This window comes from Exiguobacterium sp. s142, assembly GCF_018618455.1.
GTDB lineage: Bacteria > Bacillota > Bacilli > Exiguobacteriales > Exiguobacteriaceae > Exiguobacterium > Exiguobacterium aurantiacum_A.
Genome location: NZ_JACSMB010000006.1, coordinates 1 through 17,183 on the forward strand (window position 1 = coordinate 1; position 17,183 = coordinate 17,183).

Below are 17,183 nucleotides of genomic sequence, written 5' to 3' on the forward strand. Positions count from 1 at the left end.
TTGTGTCGTAACTTCATTCTACACGAGGCCATCGCTATGGGCTTTTTTGCGTTCACGTTCAGGTGTTGCACTTAATTTTATAATTCATCCTATAAAATTACCAAACCAGACTTCATGTAATCGATATATCACGACAGATATAAATACCGTGATATATGATATTAGGTACACCCGAAAAGATGGAAACTTTCTAATGGGAGAAAAAATAAAAATCGCTAGTAACAATGCAACAACAATACCCGTTCCACTTCCTGCTGCATAAGTAGTAATCATACCGATTAGTATTATGAATAAAGGAAACGGTCTAACCTTTTTATATATTGTCAAAGAATAAATATAAGCTATTGCTATGACTAGAACGATTGTCATTGAAAATTGATTTTTTCCACCTAAGAAATACATCGCTTCCCCACCTGAATAAAGTGGGAAAAATAAAGAAACGAAGCTAGCTAGAACAACAATAACTGACATATAGTATAATCCTGTTATTAACTCTTTAAAATCTTTAATCGCATATGAAAAGTATATACAAAAGCTAATAAATACTACTATAGTAAATACGATACCTACAGTTATTGTGTGATTTACCATTGCTGATATCAAAATAATTACCATGTTGAGAATCGTAAACGCAATAAATTTATTTAGTGTAAGAGTCTTAATAACTATTATCGTTGCTAGGAATACGATTCCAAACTGCCAAGCTAGTTTAATAGGTTCAACTAAATTCAATACGTAAATACTCAAATGTGGCAATACCAAAAAAAGGACTATCCATCTGTTTGTTATTTTCATGTTACTCACCATACTATAATGTTTTTTTATCCTTCATAGCATAACACAAATTAGATAGCCTTTATAGTACAATTTACTCATCAAAGTACTCTATCACTACTTGAACTTTACCTGTACCACCTTTGCCACCCATACAATGAGCTATTAAAGGAACACCGCTATCAACTAGTGTATTTACAAGTGTACCTTCCTTATAATTATTAGCTGCTATGTTCGTGTCGTGAGTAATGGTTGATACAACGTATTTATTACCTGTTCCCCACCTTACGGTTACTGGTACTGCTGCTTCACTTGTTATCCAGTACGAATAAAATAATTTCACTGATTTTATTCATATTTTATTTGAAGGTAAAGCTAATACAAGATTCTTTTCCTCTCCGGTTAAATCAATTTCGGGCGAAACAATTACTTTTGGTGCATTTAAGTTGTTTACTGTTGGTTTCGAGTTAATTCCAGTTGCATTATGAATATCTGTAATTAATGGAGACAGGTTGGTTAGCATACTGTTTTGATTACTCGCTGTATAAACTTGTCTAAAACCTGTTGCTAGAGTTCCTACATTTACATTCAATAAAATTAATTTAGTGTTGTCTGAAGTCATGAAAATACCGTATGCAGTTCCAGATAAAACACTAGCAGGAGTAATTTGACCATTTTCTAATAAAACAACAGATCCACCTCTTATAGTAACAATAGCTTGACCATTATCTAATTTTGACCCTTCGCAATTGAAACCATGAATCGATACTTGTGCATTTGTATTAATAAAAATTCCTTCATGAAACGAAGTTGTATCAATGTTCAAATTGTAAAAAGATAGTCTTTTAAAACCGTGAACATACACTGCTTGTCCTCTTGGTTTGTGGACATAGATATTACTTACCATGTTTTGAATAGCAACACCAATTGACCCGATAGCGCCATAGATTGCAACCTTTTACGTTTGCATTTCGACCATGAATGTATCGCCGTCACCGCGACAACCCACGTATAGTTTGTCATCAATCGTGAACGCGATTTGAGGTTCTACGTGGATTATCTCGTTTTTATAGTTCGTGTGGCTGTATTTGAAATCATCAATGATATTAAACGTCCCGTTCGTAAGCAACTCTACTTTAAAAGCGTGACAATATTCTGATCCTGTCACAAGGTACAGTGAGCCGTTGTAGGTGATACCTTGAGGTTGAACCTGCCCCGGCGTTAATTGGTCAGTTAACGTGTACGTTTTCAATAATTTCGCTGTACCGTTATACTCCGTTTGCGCCTTACCACTTGTGAACGTACCCCAGTAAGCCGGGTCTGTTTTTCCGGGCGTTACATCAGACAAATCGTTATCACCCATACCGAGTAAGAATTTATAAATCTTCGCCCCTGCGTTGTAATAGACGATTCGCTCGTTTTCTCCGAAACAAGCCGACCCATCACCTTCTAAACGTTTATTGCCTTCCATGAAAATGATTTGTGTATTAGCGGTGTCGGTCGTCAATACACTCGTCTTCCCGTAGGGGTTTTTGAAGATATTAATCTCTGGAGGGTAGGTTGCTCCGTTAAAGACCAACAAGAATCCGTTTCGGTAATCAACCCCGTTCGCGTGTCCTAAGTTGTGCTGTTTGTTCGCCTTTTCAGCAAATGTCGCTTTATCCAAGACTCGAATCGTCGAATTACCCACATGGTTCGGCGTACTCTCGTCAAACAACCAAATCTCATCTTCGACGACGCATCCGTCTTGTTGCAACGGAAAACTAAAACGCTTGATGCTTACAGCCGGTTTGTTCATTTCTCTAAACACCTTGTTCGGACTAGGTTTTTCAATGTGTGCAAGATTGGATTTGATCACCTTACCATACCGAACAGCGAGTAATAGTAAGTGTGTCCCTCGAATGATGCTGTCAGAGTTGACAACTTCAAGCACTTGCGAAGACTTGTTTAGTACCAATGAAAAATTTGAAGGGACTGTGTAAACGAACGTCGTTAGAACAATCTGCTTGTTCCCTTCGCTCGTTTTGTAGAACAATCGCGGATCTTCCGTGCCGAACGTAACTACTGCATTTCCGGAAACACTCTCTACATACACGCCTTCGAACGTACCGTACATCACAATATCGTCTGCAAATTGCCGATTCGCTAACGTGTTCGTTGCGGTCGCTCCGATATTATTTTGAACAGGTTTGTTGCCAACGTTCCCAATCAACACGACGTCATCGACTAATAAAGAATCTACTGATTTCACGGTCATCGTTTGGGTATATGCTCTGTACACCAATACATTACCCGTGGCGATAGAGTATGACGATTGTGGGACAATAAATGTATAGTTAGCCCCTTTGCCAGTCCGAACAAATAAGCGCATATCGCCGCTAAACGTTACTGTGAAACCGCTTGTTAAATCATAGACAACTGTTCCACCGAAGTACACCATATGGTTGTTAAAACCTTGACGTTTAAATTCCAAGTTATTCCCGTAGACTTCGCCATTATTGTTTACAAGCATGATAAAATCAGACGTCGTTAAGGTGTCTGCTGATTTAACGAGCAACTTATTGCGTGTGCCTAACGTGTGAACCAAGGCGGAGCCGGTAGGGACTGTATACTCCAAGTCTTCCGCCGCGTTCAAAGAAACAAATTGCACAGATTCAACATTCTTAAAGTTGAATGTCGTGTACAGTTTGAATTTCACTAACAAATCAGTTCCCGAACGAGTCAAGTAACACTCGTTATTAGATAAATAGATCGCGTCTTGCAAACTACCCAAAGACGTTCCCGACTTCGCTCTCTTTAGGGAGGCGTCTGCTAACTTGGTTGTACCTATGGCGCCATCAGTAATTATGCTTAAAGCCGGAGCGTTACCCGTTAGCGCCTGTTGCACTTCGTCGGCTAAGTTGATTAGTTTTACTTTTTTTCCGTCAGTGGAAGTATCGAGTTCGGTTCCCGCAATTTTTTCGGTCTTGTCCCTTTTGAGAGTCAGTTGACTGTCGGTGTATGTTTTATCAGTTTTCAGATAAAGCGCGGTTGTTACCTCTGTCTTCGTCGCTTTATCCGCCAATTGCGCAGCAATCTCTGTCGACTTTTTGTGAGAATCATCAATCCCTGTTTCCCAACGATTCAAATCATTTTCAGATATTGGGTCATCAATCTTCCAATTAGTCTTTGCATTAAAATTCATTAGTTTACCTCCCAACTATATTCAAAATCAACCACTTTATTAGGTGTTAACAGAATATTTAAATCCTTAGAACTAATTGTCTCCATGTTTTGATCTAAGCATTCAATTTTAGTAATAACACTCAATCCAGTAATAGTCTCAGTTTTTGTCGTGACAATGTTTCGATCAACTACAGTACCGACTAGGGTTTTTAAGATACTACCGTTTAAACGAATATAGTGAATTTTTTCAGCTAATTCCTGAGCGACAATCGAACGATAGAATAGAGTTACACTCACGCGTTTACCTCGCTTTCTTTTCTCCAAACAGGAAGCCCCGCTTTTAACTCACCAACGGATCGATAGGTCCCAATTTGAATTTTGGCTCGATTTGAAATCATGAGACTTTCTTTAACTACCGGTTGTGCAACAATTCCTTCATTGCTATCAATGACCCGATAGTAGAAGCCATCTCTATGAAATATTATCTCCTCTAGTCTTGTTGATTGACGTTTATTAGCATTTACAGTTCTGAAAACGACCTTTAAAGTTTCATCACCTGAATACGGACCATCAATCTCGATACGGAAATGATACGGGTCGCCGCCATACTCGAACCATTCCACGATTTTCGCCTTGTCCAAAATGATGGAGACGACGTCCTCGATGGCCTGCGCCGTCCCCTTCTTCCGATGGACGGACCACGAGCTTTGGATGAGTGCTCGTTTTTGTTCGGCGCTCAATTGATCGTCGTAGTAGTCGAGATGCTCTTCTTTTGCGATGATGTCGAGCAACATCTCGGGGATCGGGTTGGTCGGGTCGAGCACGTCGGTCTGTTCGAGGACGAAACGGAACATTTCTGTGATCGCCTCGGTCAACGCGGCATTCTCAGGCTGCGATGTGAGCGAGCGTGGCAGGATATCCCGCAACGAAAAGTCGCGTAAGTCAATCATCGATGAACCCTCCGAACGTCACGCTGATGTTCCGCTCTCTCGCGACCTGGTCGTCCGCGATTCCGACATATTCGTTCGGCTCCACCAATACACGACGTCCCCCTTTTTCTTGGACGCGTGCATATAGCTCGCCCGGGTCGACCCCACGCCCTAACTTCGAGCGCTGCCACAGCTTGTATTCGGCAATTGCCGCCAATATCTCGCTTTGATGGAACGATTCTGCCGTTCGATAGCTTTCGGGAAGATAGTAGACGAGTGTCAGATCGTAATAAACCGGAACCGGCGCAGCCGTCGTCACGAAATCAGTCAACGGACGGATGTCGCGCGGTGAGCATTTTGCGAGCACCGCCTCGAGGACTTCATCGCTTGGCAGTTCACCGCCCTGCATCAATGGTACAATCTTCACCACGCTCGGGGCCGGTGAGATCGCCTTGACGTCGATGATACCCTGATGCGCGGTCTTGGCGTGATAGATATAGGCCAGCTCAGGACCTGCGGTCGAAAATCCTTCAGGCGATAAATGGATACGCTCTGCGTAGGCCTCATCCTCTTCGACATCTGTTCCGCCATTCGACGTGGTGACGTTTTGCACCCCCTGTACCCAAGGAATCGGGGTCTGCAGGTCATTGATGAGGCCCGGTGCAATCTCGTTACCGATGGTCCCTGCCTCGGTGCATCGAGCGATGATATCAATGTAGGATAATCCGGTCGTGACCGTGATGTCGCCGATCGTTTCAAAGGTGATCCCGCTATATGCGACCGCGGTCCCTTCAAAGATGACAAACGGTTCCGGGTTCACGAGGTCGAATCTCAAAGTCGTGAGGGCAGGCGCGGCGTCGAGACGCGGTACCCCTTTGTCGTTACCGAGATGGTCCAAAAAGTTATCATCCGCGTAGGCGAGTCGAGACTGTTTGCCCGTATAATCGATGTTGTTCGCGAGCAAAGAGGCGACATAAGCGGCCGCCTGCAACATTTTAAAACGCGGGTCTGCCTCGTTCAACTTCACGCCTGGCATCAATTGCTCAAACTTGGTGACGCCCAGTTGTTCGTACTCTTCGACGTCGCTCGAGACGAACTCGATCTCAGGTAAATTAAATCGTGTCAATTTCTATCACCACCTTCACCGTCGTTCTGATTCTGCCGTTCAAGAGATCTGATTCGTCCTGGTCAACAAGAACCTCTTGCACGCTGACCTCCGGAATGTTCCGTTCAAGTTTCTCGATCACCTGTGCCGACCACTCGTTTTTCGCCAACTCACTCGGATCGTCAATCGGGGGATCCATCCCGAATTCGCGATGCATCGGGTAGCTGTCCACAAGCGTATCCAGTAAAAACGAGATACTTTGCAAAATAGCGGCCACTCCCGTCGCCCCGTAATCGATGGTCGTGCCCTCGGATGAACTGATTTGATAGACCGTCATCTTCAAGCCTCCCTATTTCTTTTTGAATGTTGTGTATGTCGACACCGAGGAGATATAGAGTCCGCCACCGACGTTGTACCATCGGATGCCGCTGCCATTCGCGTACCCATAGACTTGGAAACTCTGTCCTTTTCGCATCACTTTTTTGATACGTGCATTGAGGGATGGGCCCATGCGGCAATTGAGCATACCCACTTTTACCGTCGCAGAACCGATCGGGCCTGACTTCTTGGCGGGAGTCGATGCTGTAGGCGGTTTCGGTTTTGGTTTCTGACGGACGGGTTTGTCTTTTGGATATTCTTTCAAGGTCAACGAGAGTTCAATCGTGTGCGAGACGCCTTTGTTGTCGATGAATCGATGGGTTTCTTGAAGATCCTCGATGTACCAAAAACCATTCGTCACTGGTTTTTGACCGATGACAAGGGTGCCAACCTTCCCTCCGTCTCGAAACCCACGCAATTGTTGGGCCACTTTTTCCGGATCCACTCTCTTCGAGCGTTTCAGTAAGATTTTCATGCTGATCGACTCTTGGCCCGGGCCTTCGAATTCCGGCAACGGTTTCTGCAAGATGATGTCATGAACCGCCCATCGGGACGAACCGCTGCGGGCGAAATCGCTGAACGTGAGTAACTTGCTTGACGACACCTCAAATGAGACGCCTGCAAATGTTCCGATTTTCATGACGCCCCTCCGTTTCGAGTGATGAATTGGTCGGCGATGATGCGTCCTTTGATATCTAAGGTCCCATTTCCAACCAGATTGATGGTCATGTTTTTATTTTTGATATCATATTGGACAAAAGCGCCGTCCTCGAACTCGATGTGTCGCTTGGTCTCCTCATTTACAGGCACCTTGTCGACATCATTGAAAATAGAACCGAGCACATAGCCCTGTTTGGCGCTTCCTTCGACAAAGATACAGACGACCATCTCGTCAACCTTTGGCAACCAGTAATCCTTCACACGAACGCTACCCCTTCCGACAATCGGGAGCTCGCGCGACACCACCTCGTCGCCACCTTTGTCCTCAAACAGGACACGAACCGTGGCCCGATCCGGATAGACCGATGACACACGTCCGATATCTACATGTCGCATCAGTATCCCTCCAATACGCGTCGTAATGATAACGTCGTCTCCGAACCTTTACTGACCGTCGCCGAGACGCTTGTGATGATATATTTGCCATCGAACGCGTCGAATTCTTCCAATCTGACCGTTTCTCCCGCAAATGCGGTCAAAAATCCGGCGAACCGGACAGAGAAGGTCATCCCATTCTTGTTTGCATCCCTCAACTTCGCCATTGCCAGTTTCTTCGCCGCCGACTCCGAATTGATTTCCTCATTGATGTAGAGGACGCGATTTGTGGCGGGTGGTCGTTTAGGTGTGAAGGTGTAACGTTTCACCTTTTTCGTCTTCGGGTCCGTCCATTTGACGGAACAGCTGCGGTATAGGCTCGTCAAGGAATCGTCCCCGTCGTAACTTTTGATCGCCTTGTCCGATTCTTTGATGATAAGTTTCTCGGGCGCCTCTTCAAGTTTCGCTTCATCCATGACGATGAGTTTTTTGTTCGCCACTTTGAGCGTCAAACCGGCGTCGGAACACAAACGCATTAAGAAGGCGAGATCCGTCTCGCCTTCTTGATCGACGCGGTCATAGTATGGATTGTCCATCGCCGAGAAGTAGAGGGACATGCCGTTCACTTTCGCGACGTCCCCTGCCACTTTTCGAAAACTCGTCTTCTCCCATGCTTTTGTCTTCTGGGAACGATTCAATGTCGAGCTCTGAGGAATGGATAAACCTTCAATCGTCGATACCTTCGGTGTTCCGGAAATGCCGAACTTGTCGATTTCAAATGTGCCGATGAATCGGCTCGTCGGTTTCGTGTCGTCCCATCCACTCGATACGACGAATGCGCACTTGATGACAGACCCTTTTTGGGGGCGCCATGCACTTCGCCACTTCTTCTCTCGGTCGGATAGGGCAATCGAAACCGTGTCTGGCTCGGCCGAAATGTTGTCGACGAATGAGATGGATGTCAAAAAATCTTCGATTTCCCTCGTGACATTGACGTTGTCATGCAAGATATCCGGACGCACACGACGCGCAAACTTAATCATCCGAACACCCCGCCTTCAAGTGAATTATCTTCCATCATTTCCGCTTCACCGTCACCGAGTAGCCAATCCGGCTCCCCAGCGAAGATTTCTTCGCGTGGCGGTTCAGGTATGTTTAAGACCACTCCAGCGGAAAAGATGAGGGTCAATCGGTGTTTCGGGTTGGCTCGCAACAAAACAGGGAGCAAATATTCGCTCCCCAACAACTTTAGGGCGATGCGGTCGAATGTATCGCCGCTCACCGTCGTATAGGCCTCCATCTGCTCCCTCCTCAGTAACGATTCCGTTTTTTCTCACGTTCGAATTGTTCGGCCATGCGTTTGAACTCCTCATAGCTGAACTTCAATGCGTCTTCGACCTCTTGGCGGGACGTGCCTGGGGCCATGTGGACCACCGGGCTGTAGACGAATTGATAGTTCGCGCTCTCGTTCGGACAAGCTGAAGATTTGTCACCGTTACCGAAATCTAGAAGTTCACGTAACGGGTTCTGGCGGTCACTTAGTTCGAGACCGAAACGTGATGCAACCCGACGCAACAGGTTCGTCGCCCGACCGCGTTTTTCTTCTGACAACGGGATGATGGCTTCCGGACCCGCCTCTCCGACGAGACCGAGATGCGCATTCGTGACGATTCCGCCGTTCGCATACGGGAGATAACCGCCGCCGCGCATCATGTTCACGATACCGGGGTGATTCATGATCCCTCCGTAACGACCGTCCATATATCGAATGGCAGCAAGCGCCGAATCAAGTGGATTACGACGGTTGTTGAAGCCTGGCACCTTCCACCGTTGGAAGGTGGAATTGATGATTTGGAACAGGCCGACAGACGGGTCGCCCCGTTGTGCGTTGATGTCCCAATCGTTGATCGCATTAGGATTGAAGCCCGACTCTTTTTGCGCGATCGTCATGAGTGGTCCCAAGAGGCTTAATGGCTTATTGAGCATGTTGAGCGCCCGGGTGATAGCCGAACGGGCCATATCGGCACCTGAACCGCCAAACGAGGCGCCCATCGACTCGCTCATATCAGGGACGATCCCTTTAATGAACGTGAGCGCCTTGTCTTTCACATAACCAAAGGCACCCTTACCGATATCACCAAACGCACCACTCAGGCGTGGCACCTCGACCCCGAATCGCTCGAGCACTTTCGAGAGGAGCTTGGTCGGGTCTGACAGATAACCGAACACATCGAACGCAGCATCTTTCACTTGGCCTGCCTTTTGACCGACCCATTCCATACCTGTTTGGAACGCGTTTTTCACCGTACCAAAAGCATAGTGCGGAACACCTTTCCGGCCGAGCACGGCCCGGGTCGCTTTGGCGTTGATGACCTCCGTGCCTTTCGGCAGGTTCATTAACGTGTCGGTCGATGGGCTCAGTCCCACGCGTCCATTCGGTGTCCGATAGAGTTCGGGACCTGCGTTCGAGCCTCGACCGTCACCGAGGACAGCGAGGCCGCCCGGGTGCCCTTTCGTACCTTTTGCGTACTGCGGGACGACCCAATTCGGAATCGTCGCCTCAATACCGAGCTTACCGCTGACCCAGTTCAGACCGCCGATCACACCGTTAACCGAGTCTCCAATTTTATTCAACAACTTATTACCTATTGAAGCCGCTCCGTCGACCGCTTTTCCAGCCATGTTCTTGATCCCTTGCCCGATTTTCCCTGGCAAGGCTCTTGCCATCGCCACGATATCTTCAAAACGTTTCGCCATTGCGTCCTTCATGTTTGTGGCGATTTGAATTGCTTTATCTCGCATAAACCCAAACCGGGAAGCGATCCCTGTGACCATATTACGCACTAACGCGTACGCTAGGGCGCCCATATTTCGAATCGAAGCCCCTACTCGTGATGCGAGCAATGCGGCTTGCAACACTACAGTCGTAACGCCGTTCTTGAACAGGTTGTAAACGCCTGTCCAGTAACTTCGATAGAAACCGATAACGTTTTTAACGAAATTGACAACCCCGGCAATAATCCGGGCACCCATTTGGGCGACTAGGTTTTGAGCGGATGAAACACCTCTAGCAAACAAATCCTTGGTCGCAGTCCACATTGCCCCTGCGTTTTTGACCAATCCCGTACCGAGCGCCTTAATACCGCTAAGAACGCGACCGATGAACATGAGGTTCATATAGTTCCAGATAAATTGGATCGCTCCGAAAAAGAGTTGTTTGACCCCTTCCCACATTTTCGAGAAGTCACCGGTAAAGAGGCCGGCAAAAATCTTTATGGCTCCCATGATGACGTTTAGCGCCCCATTGATGAGCCCGGAAATCGTCGACCACAACATTTTTAAAATCGGCAGCACGATCGGCGCCAAAAATTGAATGATTTTGATGATTGTCCCAAACACGTTTTGGACTGCCTGAATGATTTGTGAGCCGTTTTCATTCCAAAAATCGAGAATTTTCGTCGCAAAACCAGTCAGGGTGTTGACGATGATTGGAATCATCGGTTGCACGATCGAAAGGACGGTCGAGGTCACCTTCATGATGCCGGAGACCACGGCGCCGATCCCTTGGAACACGCCAGAGGCGAGGTCGGCGATTTTAGGGCCGTTATTCGTCCAAAACGACAACAGACCATTAAATATATCGCCGTACATCGCCTTGAGCTTGTCAGCGATCGGCTGGGTCTGTGCGTAGATGTCATTTAGCGCAGTCGTAAAGCTCGTGCCGACGTCTGAAAAGGTATCCTTGTTCGAGATGACGCGGTCACGGAACGCGTCGATCTGTTTATGATTGAATCCGACGTCGGGCATGAGCTTTCGTCCTTTAACAAAGTCACCAGAGAACATCTTGATGCCGGCGAAAGCTGTATTGGCAAAATCTTTCGCTTCATTGACCCGATCACGAAACACATCGATTTGACTGTGGTCGAAGCCGACGTTCAACATGATCTTCCGACCGCTCACGAAATCGCCATTCAACATATCCTTGGCGGCACGTAATGGTGCCGTGAAATTCTCGACGGTCTTCCCGAGGTTCGCCATCCGACGTTGTATCGCCGGGATCTGTCCCTTCAAATATCCGGAAAACTGTGTGAGATACGGAAGTGCCTTGGAACCAATCGGGATGATGAGCCCAGTCTCGACTTGACGGGCAATCCCTTGGAAGGCGTCACCAATCGTGTCGTACTTGACGTCAGCCACCTTTTCCATGGTCTTTTTGGTCATGTCGAACTGTTTACGGGCGCTGCCCATCGCTTTTAGCACATCCATCTCGAGATCTTCGGCCTGCGTCCCGAACAATCCGACCGCGATGGCGTTCTGTTCGACGGGATCTTTGACCTGCGCGATGGCCGCAACGACCTGCTCAAAGGATTTCTGGGCGGTCGGCCCGCCTTTCGCGAAGATTTGGGACATTTTCTCGGCATCCATGCCGAGTGCACGATAGGCCTCGGCGGACGCCTTAGATCCATCTTTCGAGCGAATGTTGAACTCTTTGACAGCGTCAGCTGTCTTATCGAGCGAGAACGCCCCGTTTTCGAGTCCTGTGCTGAAAATGTTGAACATTTGATCTGCGCTAAATCCTAGTGCTTTGAAATAAGGTGCGTATTCATTCGCAGTATCCAGCAATTCGTCAGTTTTGTTTAATCCATTCTGAGCGCCTTGGGCGAGCAAATTGAACGCCTCGGTGTTCGAGATGCCGAAGTTCCGCATCATCGTATCCGCTGCCTTGATAGATTGGGTCACGTCCTCACCGAACACGTCTCGATAGACGAGTGCGTTCGCCGTCGCCGTCTCGAGCTCTTTGCCGGACAGTTTGGTCACGCTTCGCGTCTTAGAGATGGCGTCCGCGAGGTCGTTCCAATCCTCCCCGAGGTTCGAATTATAGAGATTCGTCGACACTTTTTTGAGCTCGGCCACTTCTTTCGTCGACATGTTGGTCGAGGCCTGGACCTGCTTCATCGCTCCATTGAACGCATTCGCGCTCTTCGCGGCACCGGTGAGACCGACCGCGATCGCTCCGATAGCCGCACCCGTGGTGACCGCGACCGCTCCGAGCGCTTTCATCGTCCCGGTCGCCACTTTCGAGTTCTCGCCCATCTGCTCGAGACCGCTGTTGGCCTTCGCAAATGACGATTTCATCGAACTGTCGACCATACCGGCTAGTTTGAACGCGATTTCATAGACTTGGGCACTAGCCATCCTTTTTCACCTCTCGGACGTCGGTGATGAATTCGATGAGTTCACGGAGTGAGAGACGCAAGAAATACTCGATTCCCGTATGGGCGACAGAAGAAAGGCGGACACATGCTTTCCGCACGTTCCGCCCCGTCACGATGATTTCAAGTCGATTCCCTCTGACCTCTGCGACTCCTAGCTGTTTAAAAAACGGACGACCTCGTTCTTCACCTTGAGCGCTTCCTTACCAGGGAGACGCTTGAAGAATTCATGTGGGACACCCGCTACCGTGGCAGCAAGCGAGAAGGCATAAGCGAGCGTCAACTCCGGGACCGGTGAATAGTTTCCGGTCGCCGAATATGCACGGTCGGCCTCGAGTAGGTCGTCGCCAGTCAGGTTCTCAAGTCCTGACAAATCGATGCTCTCGACAGACTTCCCTTCGAATTCGAATGGTTTCCCGAAGACGATGACGCCTTCTTTTTTCTCGCTTGGAGAGGAGAGGACGTTCGTGACGTCCCCTTCCGTTTTTTCGATTTCATCGACACTGATTTGTTTTGCTTCTGTTGGCATGTTTTATCCCCCTATTGTTTTGGTCAGATTAAGTTACGGATCCCGCTGAGTTGATCCACGCCGTTGAGCACGTAGACGAAGTTGAGCTTGTCGAGCTCAAGGAGCACTTTGCCATCTTCCTCGATTTTGAGATAGAGGACTTCGTAGACGGCTGTCGTCTCCGTGTTCGCGTTTTGCGCGATTTTACCCGGGTTGATACCTTTCGGTTGGCCCTTCATCGAGATTTTGAGACCGCGATGTTGTGTGACGCCCGATGAGACGTCATAGGCTTGTTGCGCCGCTCGTAGGACGAGCATGCGGTCTTTCATTTGCTGAAGCGCGAAGGCCTGGCTTCCGATGTGGCGGAAACCGATTTCGAGCGCGAGACTCCCAAAATGACCTTGCGAGACGCTGTCCCATTCGCCGAGCAGGCCGGCTCCGGATACTGTCTCCGTCAACGGTTCAAGGTTCGGGAGCGTCACTTCGGCACTGACACCGATCAACTTCTCGGTGTCCGTATACAGGTTATAATTGACTACCTTCTCAGGAATCATGTTCATTATGAAGCACCTCCGAACATAGCATTAGAAAGCATTTGTGGATCAAACTCTAGGATGTTGACGATATGCTCGGCAGGCGGGTAGGCTGCGAGTTTTTGGATGAACGTGATTTTACCGTTCAAGATGTCCGTCGACGGGTTCATGTCCTGGCGGAACTCGATACGCGCGCCGGCGATCTGGCCACGCGCCGTATATCCGTTCGCCCGGATGTTCTCGCTGTCAACGACGGACTCGATGAGACGGGTGTTCGTCGGGTCATCGACCTTTTGGAAATACGTCAAGATGAACGTGTTGCCCCACCAGTTGAAGATGCGACGAATCGAGATGAACCGGTCTTTCGGGTCTGTCGTGTTCGGATAGGCCGCGGTGTTGTTGCCCCATGTCTTCCATCCGTTCCAGTTCAGCAATGTGACGATTCCGTTTCCGTTCAAGTGGTTCGCCTCATCCTTGTCGAGGTAGACTTCCGTCCCGTCCGCCAAGACCGCGCCCGAGATGGCGACCGACTCGTTCGATGGAGATTCGTGCGGGACTGATTCGTTCCGCGCATCGACCGACGCCATCACGGCACCGAACAATGCCGAGTAGTGGATCTGCTTCTCGCCGACTTTCACTTTCGGCCACAAGGCGACAGCTTGCGACCCGTTGTAGCCGTTCGCATTCTTCCAAACGAGCGCCTCATCATATGATGTGACGACGGATGTGTCGATGTCGAGAGCCGTCATCGCGTTGAATCCGCCGTTGATCTTCTTCGTTTTCGCTTGTAGGACCGCTGCCACTTCCGGGATATGCGAGAATCCTGGTGCAAGTAGTGTCCCGGACACGATGTTGAACATCGGATAGACGACCTTCACGAGTTCGAGACCTTTATAAGATTTCGAGACCGCATCATATCCACCGATGACATCTTCGGCCGTAACCGCACCCGGATCGAGCTTGTCGTATTCTGCCGTCAATGCGGCATTGGCCGTGACCGTGCTCGAAAGTTTGACCACAGTCGGTTTACCATAACTGTTGAAGGAAGCGATGTAGTCCGTCCCTTTGACCAAAGGTGTCGCGCCGTTCTTCACGACGAGCGTTTCGAGCAACACGCCTTCGTCGTCGATAACTCCCTCGCCATTCGCCAACGTGAAGGCTTTCGCCGTGACGGCCGTTTTATGGACCGCCGGGTCGAGCACGTTGATGAAGACAATCGGAGCGATGCTTGCCAACTTAAATGATGCGTACATCGATTCACAGAGTGTGAATGCCTCGAAGTTCTCGCTGTACCCAAGTTGTTCTTGCGCGCTCGCCAAGTTATGGACGAGGATCGGTTTGTTGACGGCTGTCGCCGGGTCTTTCGCAAGATGGACCGGCGCTGTTCCGACGACGACCTGCACGGCCGAATCGGCTGTGACCGGCGGCGTCAATGAGGTCGGGTTTTCAATCAAGTCAATTCCATGTTGATATGCCATTATGTTTCACTCCCAACTTGTTTTTGTGCTTCTTGGTACAATACATACTCTTTCGACGCGATCACCTTCAATTTCTCTTGGGCCATAGATAAAGACTTGACCGACACGAGGAGTTGTCCGAGCACCGGCCGTTTCTCGATTTCACGGGCCAAGTAAGATGGTACCCCGTTCGAAAAAATGGAGAACTGAGGGACGAGTGCCAAATCTGGCCCGATGTAGACCATTGTCTCGGCCTTCGTGGCCGGTTCGGCCTTCACGTCAATCTGAGCGTCCACCTTTCCTGACGCCCGCTCTTTTTTTACTTTGTTTTCTTCGGTCATATCAATTCCTCCACATCTTTTCTCGCTGGAATCGGCGCTTCCCAATACGTATCGATTGAGCCGAGCCATTGCGGTGCGGTCTCTTCCTCGTAAGGAGAGGCATCGAGGGGATAGCTGAGCTCGTAGAAGCGTCCGGCTAACGGTCGCGCCCGGAACTCCTCGATGATCCGATTGATGATACGGACCATGTCGCGATACCCTTGATTATCGGGCGCATCATCGTAGAGACCGACGATAAAGCCAATCCGGACACGAGGTTGCGTCTCCGGTTTCTCTTGCCTAGCCTGCATCAGTTTGACGATGACAAAAGGGAACTGGATATCGTCCTCATGCTGCCGTGCGGGTAGCCCTTGGGCGAAAATCATCATCGGACCGGTTGTGACCGTCCCGTCCGGAAGTGGTTTTTTGAATTCCTCACCCTCGAACATGCCTTTCAACCTGTCTATGATGGCATCTTGTAGCAATGTTGAGATCATGTCGCCGCTCCTTTCGCCAAGATACGCTCGATTTCATGGTCGATGCGCTTGTTGAACATCTTTTGACCGGTGGCGTCGATTCGATTCCGGATATCCTCGCGATTCAACATCTGCGGTATCGAGGGACCGAACAGCCTGTCGATGGGCAGGCGCCGTTTTGCGCTCCGTTTGAATACCTTGATACCGTTGATATCTGCGTTGAACGCGCCCTCGAGAGGTTTGGCCGCACCTTTTTTGACCGCGACTTTGATCGGGGACTTCCGTTTCGGGTTGACCGTCTTCGGGCTCACTTTGAACCGGTCCAACGGCACGACTGGACCACTACTCTTTAGGACTGCATTCACATCGCTGCGTTTCGCACGTGTCCGAGTGATCGTCGGCTTGATTTCGGCCGTCTTGATGTGATAATTCTTGCGGAGCTCCTCGTTGACCGTTTTGGCCACGCTCGACATCGCCCGGTTGAGCGAGCTTGCGATGACTTGCGGCGCTTTCTTCTCCATCGACCCGAGCCTGGCCTTGATATCTTCAATCGCGCGTTCATCGACGGAAACACTGGTCGTGATCATAATGCCGACACCCCTTCCAAGACGATGACAAGCACACCGCTCTCATCCATGATTTCCATGACTTCATAAGGGCGTCCTTTGAACGCTAAACGCTGCCCGCGGAACGGGCGTTTCTCGAACGCGGCCTTGTCTGCATAGAAAAGGAGATCACCTCTCGTGAGCCCCTCCTCATCATTTTTTCGGTTGAATCGTTCGAGCCTGTCCTCGTCAAAGGTGATGTTGATCAGCTTGCCATTGAAAGACACCGTTTCAGCGAACTCGTTCGGGTTGAAAAACGTCGTCGACAAGTCTTTTGACAACATCTCTTTGAATAACGACATTCAGGTCACTCCGTTTCGTCTTCGAGCATGGCCAACAATTTTTCAGCCTGTCCGCTTTCGACAATCGCCTTGATCAGGTCGGATTTTTTGAGCGTTTTTTCGATTCCGATGATCCCGACCGCGTCCATGTCTTCCTTGAGCTCATCGAGTTTCCATTCCTCATCAATCAATTTCTCAGTGGCCGTTACATCGAGAGCAACCTTGTCGTCAGAACCATCAGTGCCCGGTTCGACGACCGCGACTTCCTCGAATGTGACATGGGCGACGGCCAACCCGTTCGCAAGAAGGAACTTGACGTCCTCCTCACTCAACTCCACGATGTCACCTTTACGAAATCGCTCTCCTTGATAACGTGTGTGTGTAAGGAACTCTAATTGGGGCAT

General features: G+C 49.1%; 21 protein-coding genes. All 21 read right to left on the minus strand.

The window, feature by feature from the left end; all coding sequences use genetic code 11:
* Positions 1–84: 84 nt before the first annotated feature.
* The 21 genes from KNP77_RS07055 to KNP77_RS07150 all read right to left on the minus strand — a co-directional run bounded on the left by KNP77_RS07055 (position 85) and on the right by KNP77_RS07150 (position 17,183).
* Entirely contained in the window at positions 85–732 is a 648-nt protein-coding gene (locus KNP77_RS07055) for a hypothetical protein (protein ID WP_214889615.1), read from the minus strand.
* Positions 733–1,126: 394 nt separating this feature from the next.
* Entirely contained in the window at positions 1,127–1,681 is a 555-nt protein-coding gene (locus KNP77_RS07060; RefSeq protein WP_214889618.1) for a hypothetical protein, read from the minus strand.
* Positions 1,682–1,732: 51 nt separating this feature from the next.
* On the minus strand, positions 1,733–3,958 hold the full coding sequence (locus KNP77_RS07065) for a hypothetical protein (RefSeq protein WP_214889627.1): 2,226 nt from the start codon (positions 3,956–3,958) through the stop codon (positions 1,733–1,735).
* A complete protein-coding gene (locus KNP77_RS07070) occupies positions 3,958–4,263 on the minus strand; it encodes a hypothetical protein (RefSeq protein ID WP_214889630.1) in 306 nt (101 codons plus the stop codon). Before KNP77_RS07070 ends, KNP77_RS07065 begins: the two co-directional genes overlap by 1 nt.
* Complete coding sequence (locus KNP77_RS07075; RefSeq protein WP_214889634.1) at positions 4,233–4,889, minus strand: phage tail protein I; 657 nt, start codon at positions 4,887–4,889, stop codon at positions 4,233–4,235. Before KNP77_RS07075 ends, KNP77_RS07070 begins: the two co-directional genes overlap by 31 nt.
* The gene (locus KNP77_RS07080) at positions 4,882–5,994 is read right to left on the minus strand and encodes a baseplate assembly protein (protein WP_214889636.1); all 1,113 of its coding nucleotides are present in this window, start codon (positions 5,992–5,994) and stop codon (positions 4,882–4,884) included. Before KNP77_RS07080 ends, KNP77_RS07075 begins: the two co-directional genes overlap by 8 nt.
* Positions 5,981–6,310, minus strand: a complete 330-nt coding sequence (locus KNP77_RS07085; RefSeq protein WP_214889638.1) for a hypothetical protein — start codon at positions 6,308–6,310, stop codon at positions 5,981–5,983. Before KNP77_RS07085 ends, KNP77_RS07080 begins: the two co-directional genes overlap by 14 nt.
* A 12-nt stretch (positions 6,311–6,322) precedes the next feature.
* Positions 6,323–6,991: a phage tail protein gene (locus KNP77_RS07090; protein WP_214889641.1), complete on the minus strand. Its 669-nt coding sequence runs from the start codon at positions 6,989–6,991 to the stop codon at positions 6,323–6,325.
* Positions 6,988–7,407, minus strand: coding sequence for a phage baseplate assembly protein V (locus KNP77_RS07095; protein ID WP_214889644.1), 420 nt, complete (start codon positions 7,405–7,407; stop codon positions 6,988–6,990). The genes KNP77_RS07090 and KNP77_RS07095 overlap by 4 nt, the downstream gene beginning before the upstream one ends.
* Positions 7,407–8,429, minus strand: a complete 1,023-nt coding sequence (locus KNP77_RS07100) for a phage late control D family protein (protein ID WP_214889646.1) — start codon at positions 8,427–8,429, stop codon at positions 7,407–7,409. Before KNP77_RS07100 ends, KNP77_RS07095 begins: the two co-directional genes overlap by 1 nt.
* A complete protein-coding gene (locus tag KNP77_RS07105; protein ID WP_214889648.1) occupies positions 8,426–8,686 on the minus strand; it encodes a tail protein X in 261 nt (86 codons plus the stop codon). The genes KNP77_RS07100 and KNP77_RS07105 overlap by 4 nt, the downstream gene beginning before the upstream one ends.
* Before the next feature lie 11 nt (positions 8,687–8,697).
* The gene (locus KNP77_RS07110) at positions 8,698–12,582 is read right to left on the minus strand and encodes a phage tail tape measure protein (RefSeq protein WP_214889650.1); all 3,885 of its coding nucleotides are present in this window, start codon (positions 12,580–12,582) and stop codon (positions 8,698–8,700) included.
* Positions 12,575–12,700, minus strand: a complete 126-nt coding sequence (locus KNP77_RS16080) for a hypothetical protein (RefSeq protein WP_285801014.1) — start codon at positions 12,698–12,700, stop codon at positions 12,575–12,577. Before KNP77_RS16080 ends, KNP77_RS07110 begins: the two co-directional genes overlap by 8 nt.
* 53 nt (positions 12,701–12,753) lie before the next feature.
* On the minus strand, positions 12,754–13,128 hold the full coding sequence (locus KNP77_RS07115; protein ID WP_214889652.1) for a phage tail assembly protein: 375 nt from the start codon (positions 13,126–13,128) through the stop codon (positions 12,754–12,756).
* 23 nt (positions 13,129–13,151) lie between these two features.
* Positions 13,152–13,667, minus strand: coding sequence for a phage major tail tube protein (locus KNP77_RS07120; protein ID WP_214889654.1), 516 nt, complete (start codon positions 13,665–13,667; stop codon positions 13,152–13,154).
* On the minus strand, positions 13,667–15,118 hold the full coding sequence (locus tag KNP77_RS07125; protein ID WP_214889657.1) for a phage tail sheath family protein: 1,452 nt from the start codon (positions 15,116–15,118) through the stop codon (positions 13,667–13,669). The genes KNP77_RS07120 and KNP77_RS07125 overlap by 1 nt, the downstream gene beginning before the upstream one ends.
* Positions 15,118–15,438, minus strand: a complete 321-nt coding sequence (locus KNP77_RS07130) for a hypothetical protein (protein ID WP_214889660.1) — start codon at positions 15,436–15,438, stop codon at positions 15,118–15,120. Before KNP77_RS07130 ends, KNP77_RS07125 begins: the two co-directional genes overlap by 1 nt.
* On the minus strand, positions 15,435–15,914 hold the full coding sequence (locus KNP77_RS07135) for a hypothetical protein (RefSeq protein ID WP_214889664.1): 480 nt from the start codon (positions 15,912–15,914) through the stop codon (positions 15,435–15,437). Before KNP77_RS07135 ends, KNP77_RS07130 begins: the two co-directional genes overlap by 4 nt.
* The gene (locus KNP77_RS07140) at positions 15,911–16,480 is read right to left on the minus strand and encodes a phage tail protein (RefSeq protein ID WP_214889675.1); all 570 of its coding nucleotides are present in this window, start codon (positions 16,478–16,480) and stop codon (positions 15,911–15,913) included. Before KNP77_RS07140 ends, KNP77_RS07135 begins: the two co-directional genes overlap by 4 nt.
* The gene (locus KNP77_RS07145) at positions 16,477–16,800 is read right to left on the minus strand and encodes a hypothetical protein (protein ID WP_214889679.1); all 324 of its coding nucleotides are present in this window, start codon (positions 16,798–16,800) and stop codon (positions 16,477–16,479) included. Before KNP77_RS07145 ends, KNP77_RS07140 begins: the two co-directional genes overlap by 4 nt.
* A gap of 5 nt (positions 16,801–16,805) precedes the next feature.
* Positions 16,806–17,183 carry a hypothetical protein gene (locus KNP77_RS07150; RefSeq protein WP_214889681.1) on the minus strand — a complete coding sequence of 126 codons (378 nt, stop codon included), beginning with the start codon at positions 17,181–17,183 and terminating at the stop codon, positions 16,806–16,808.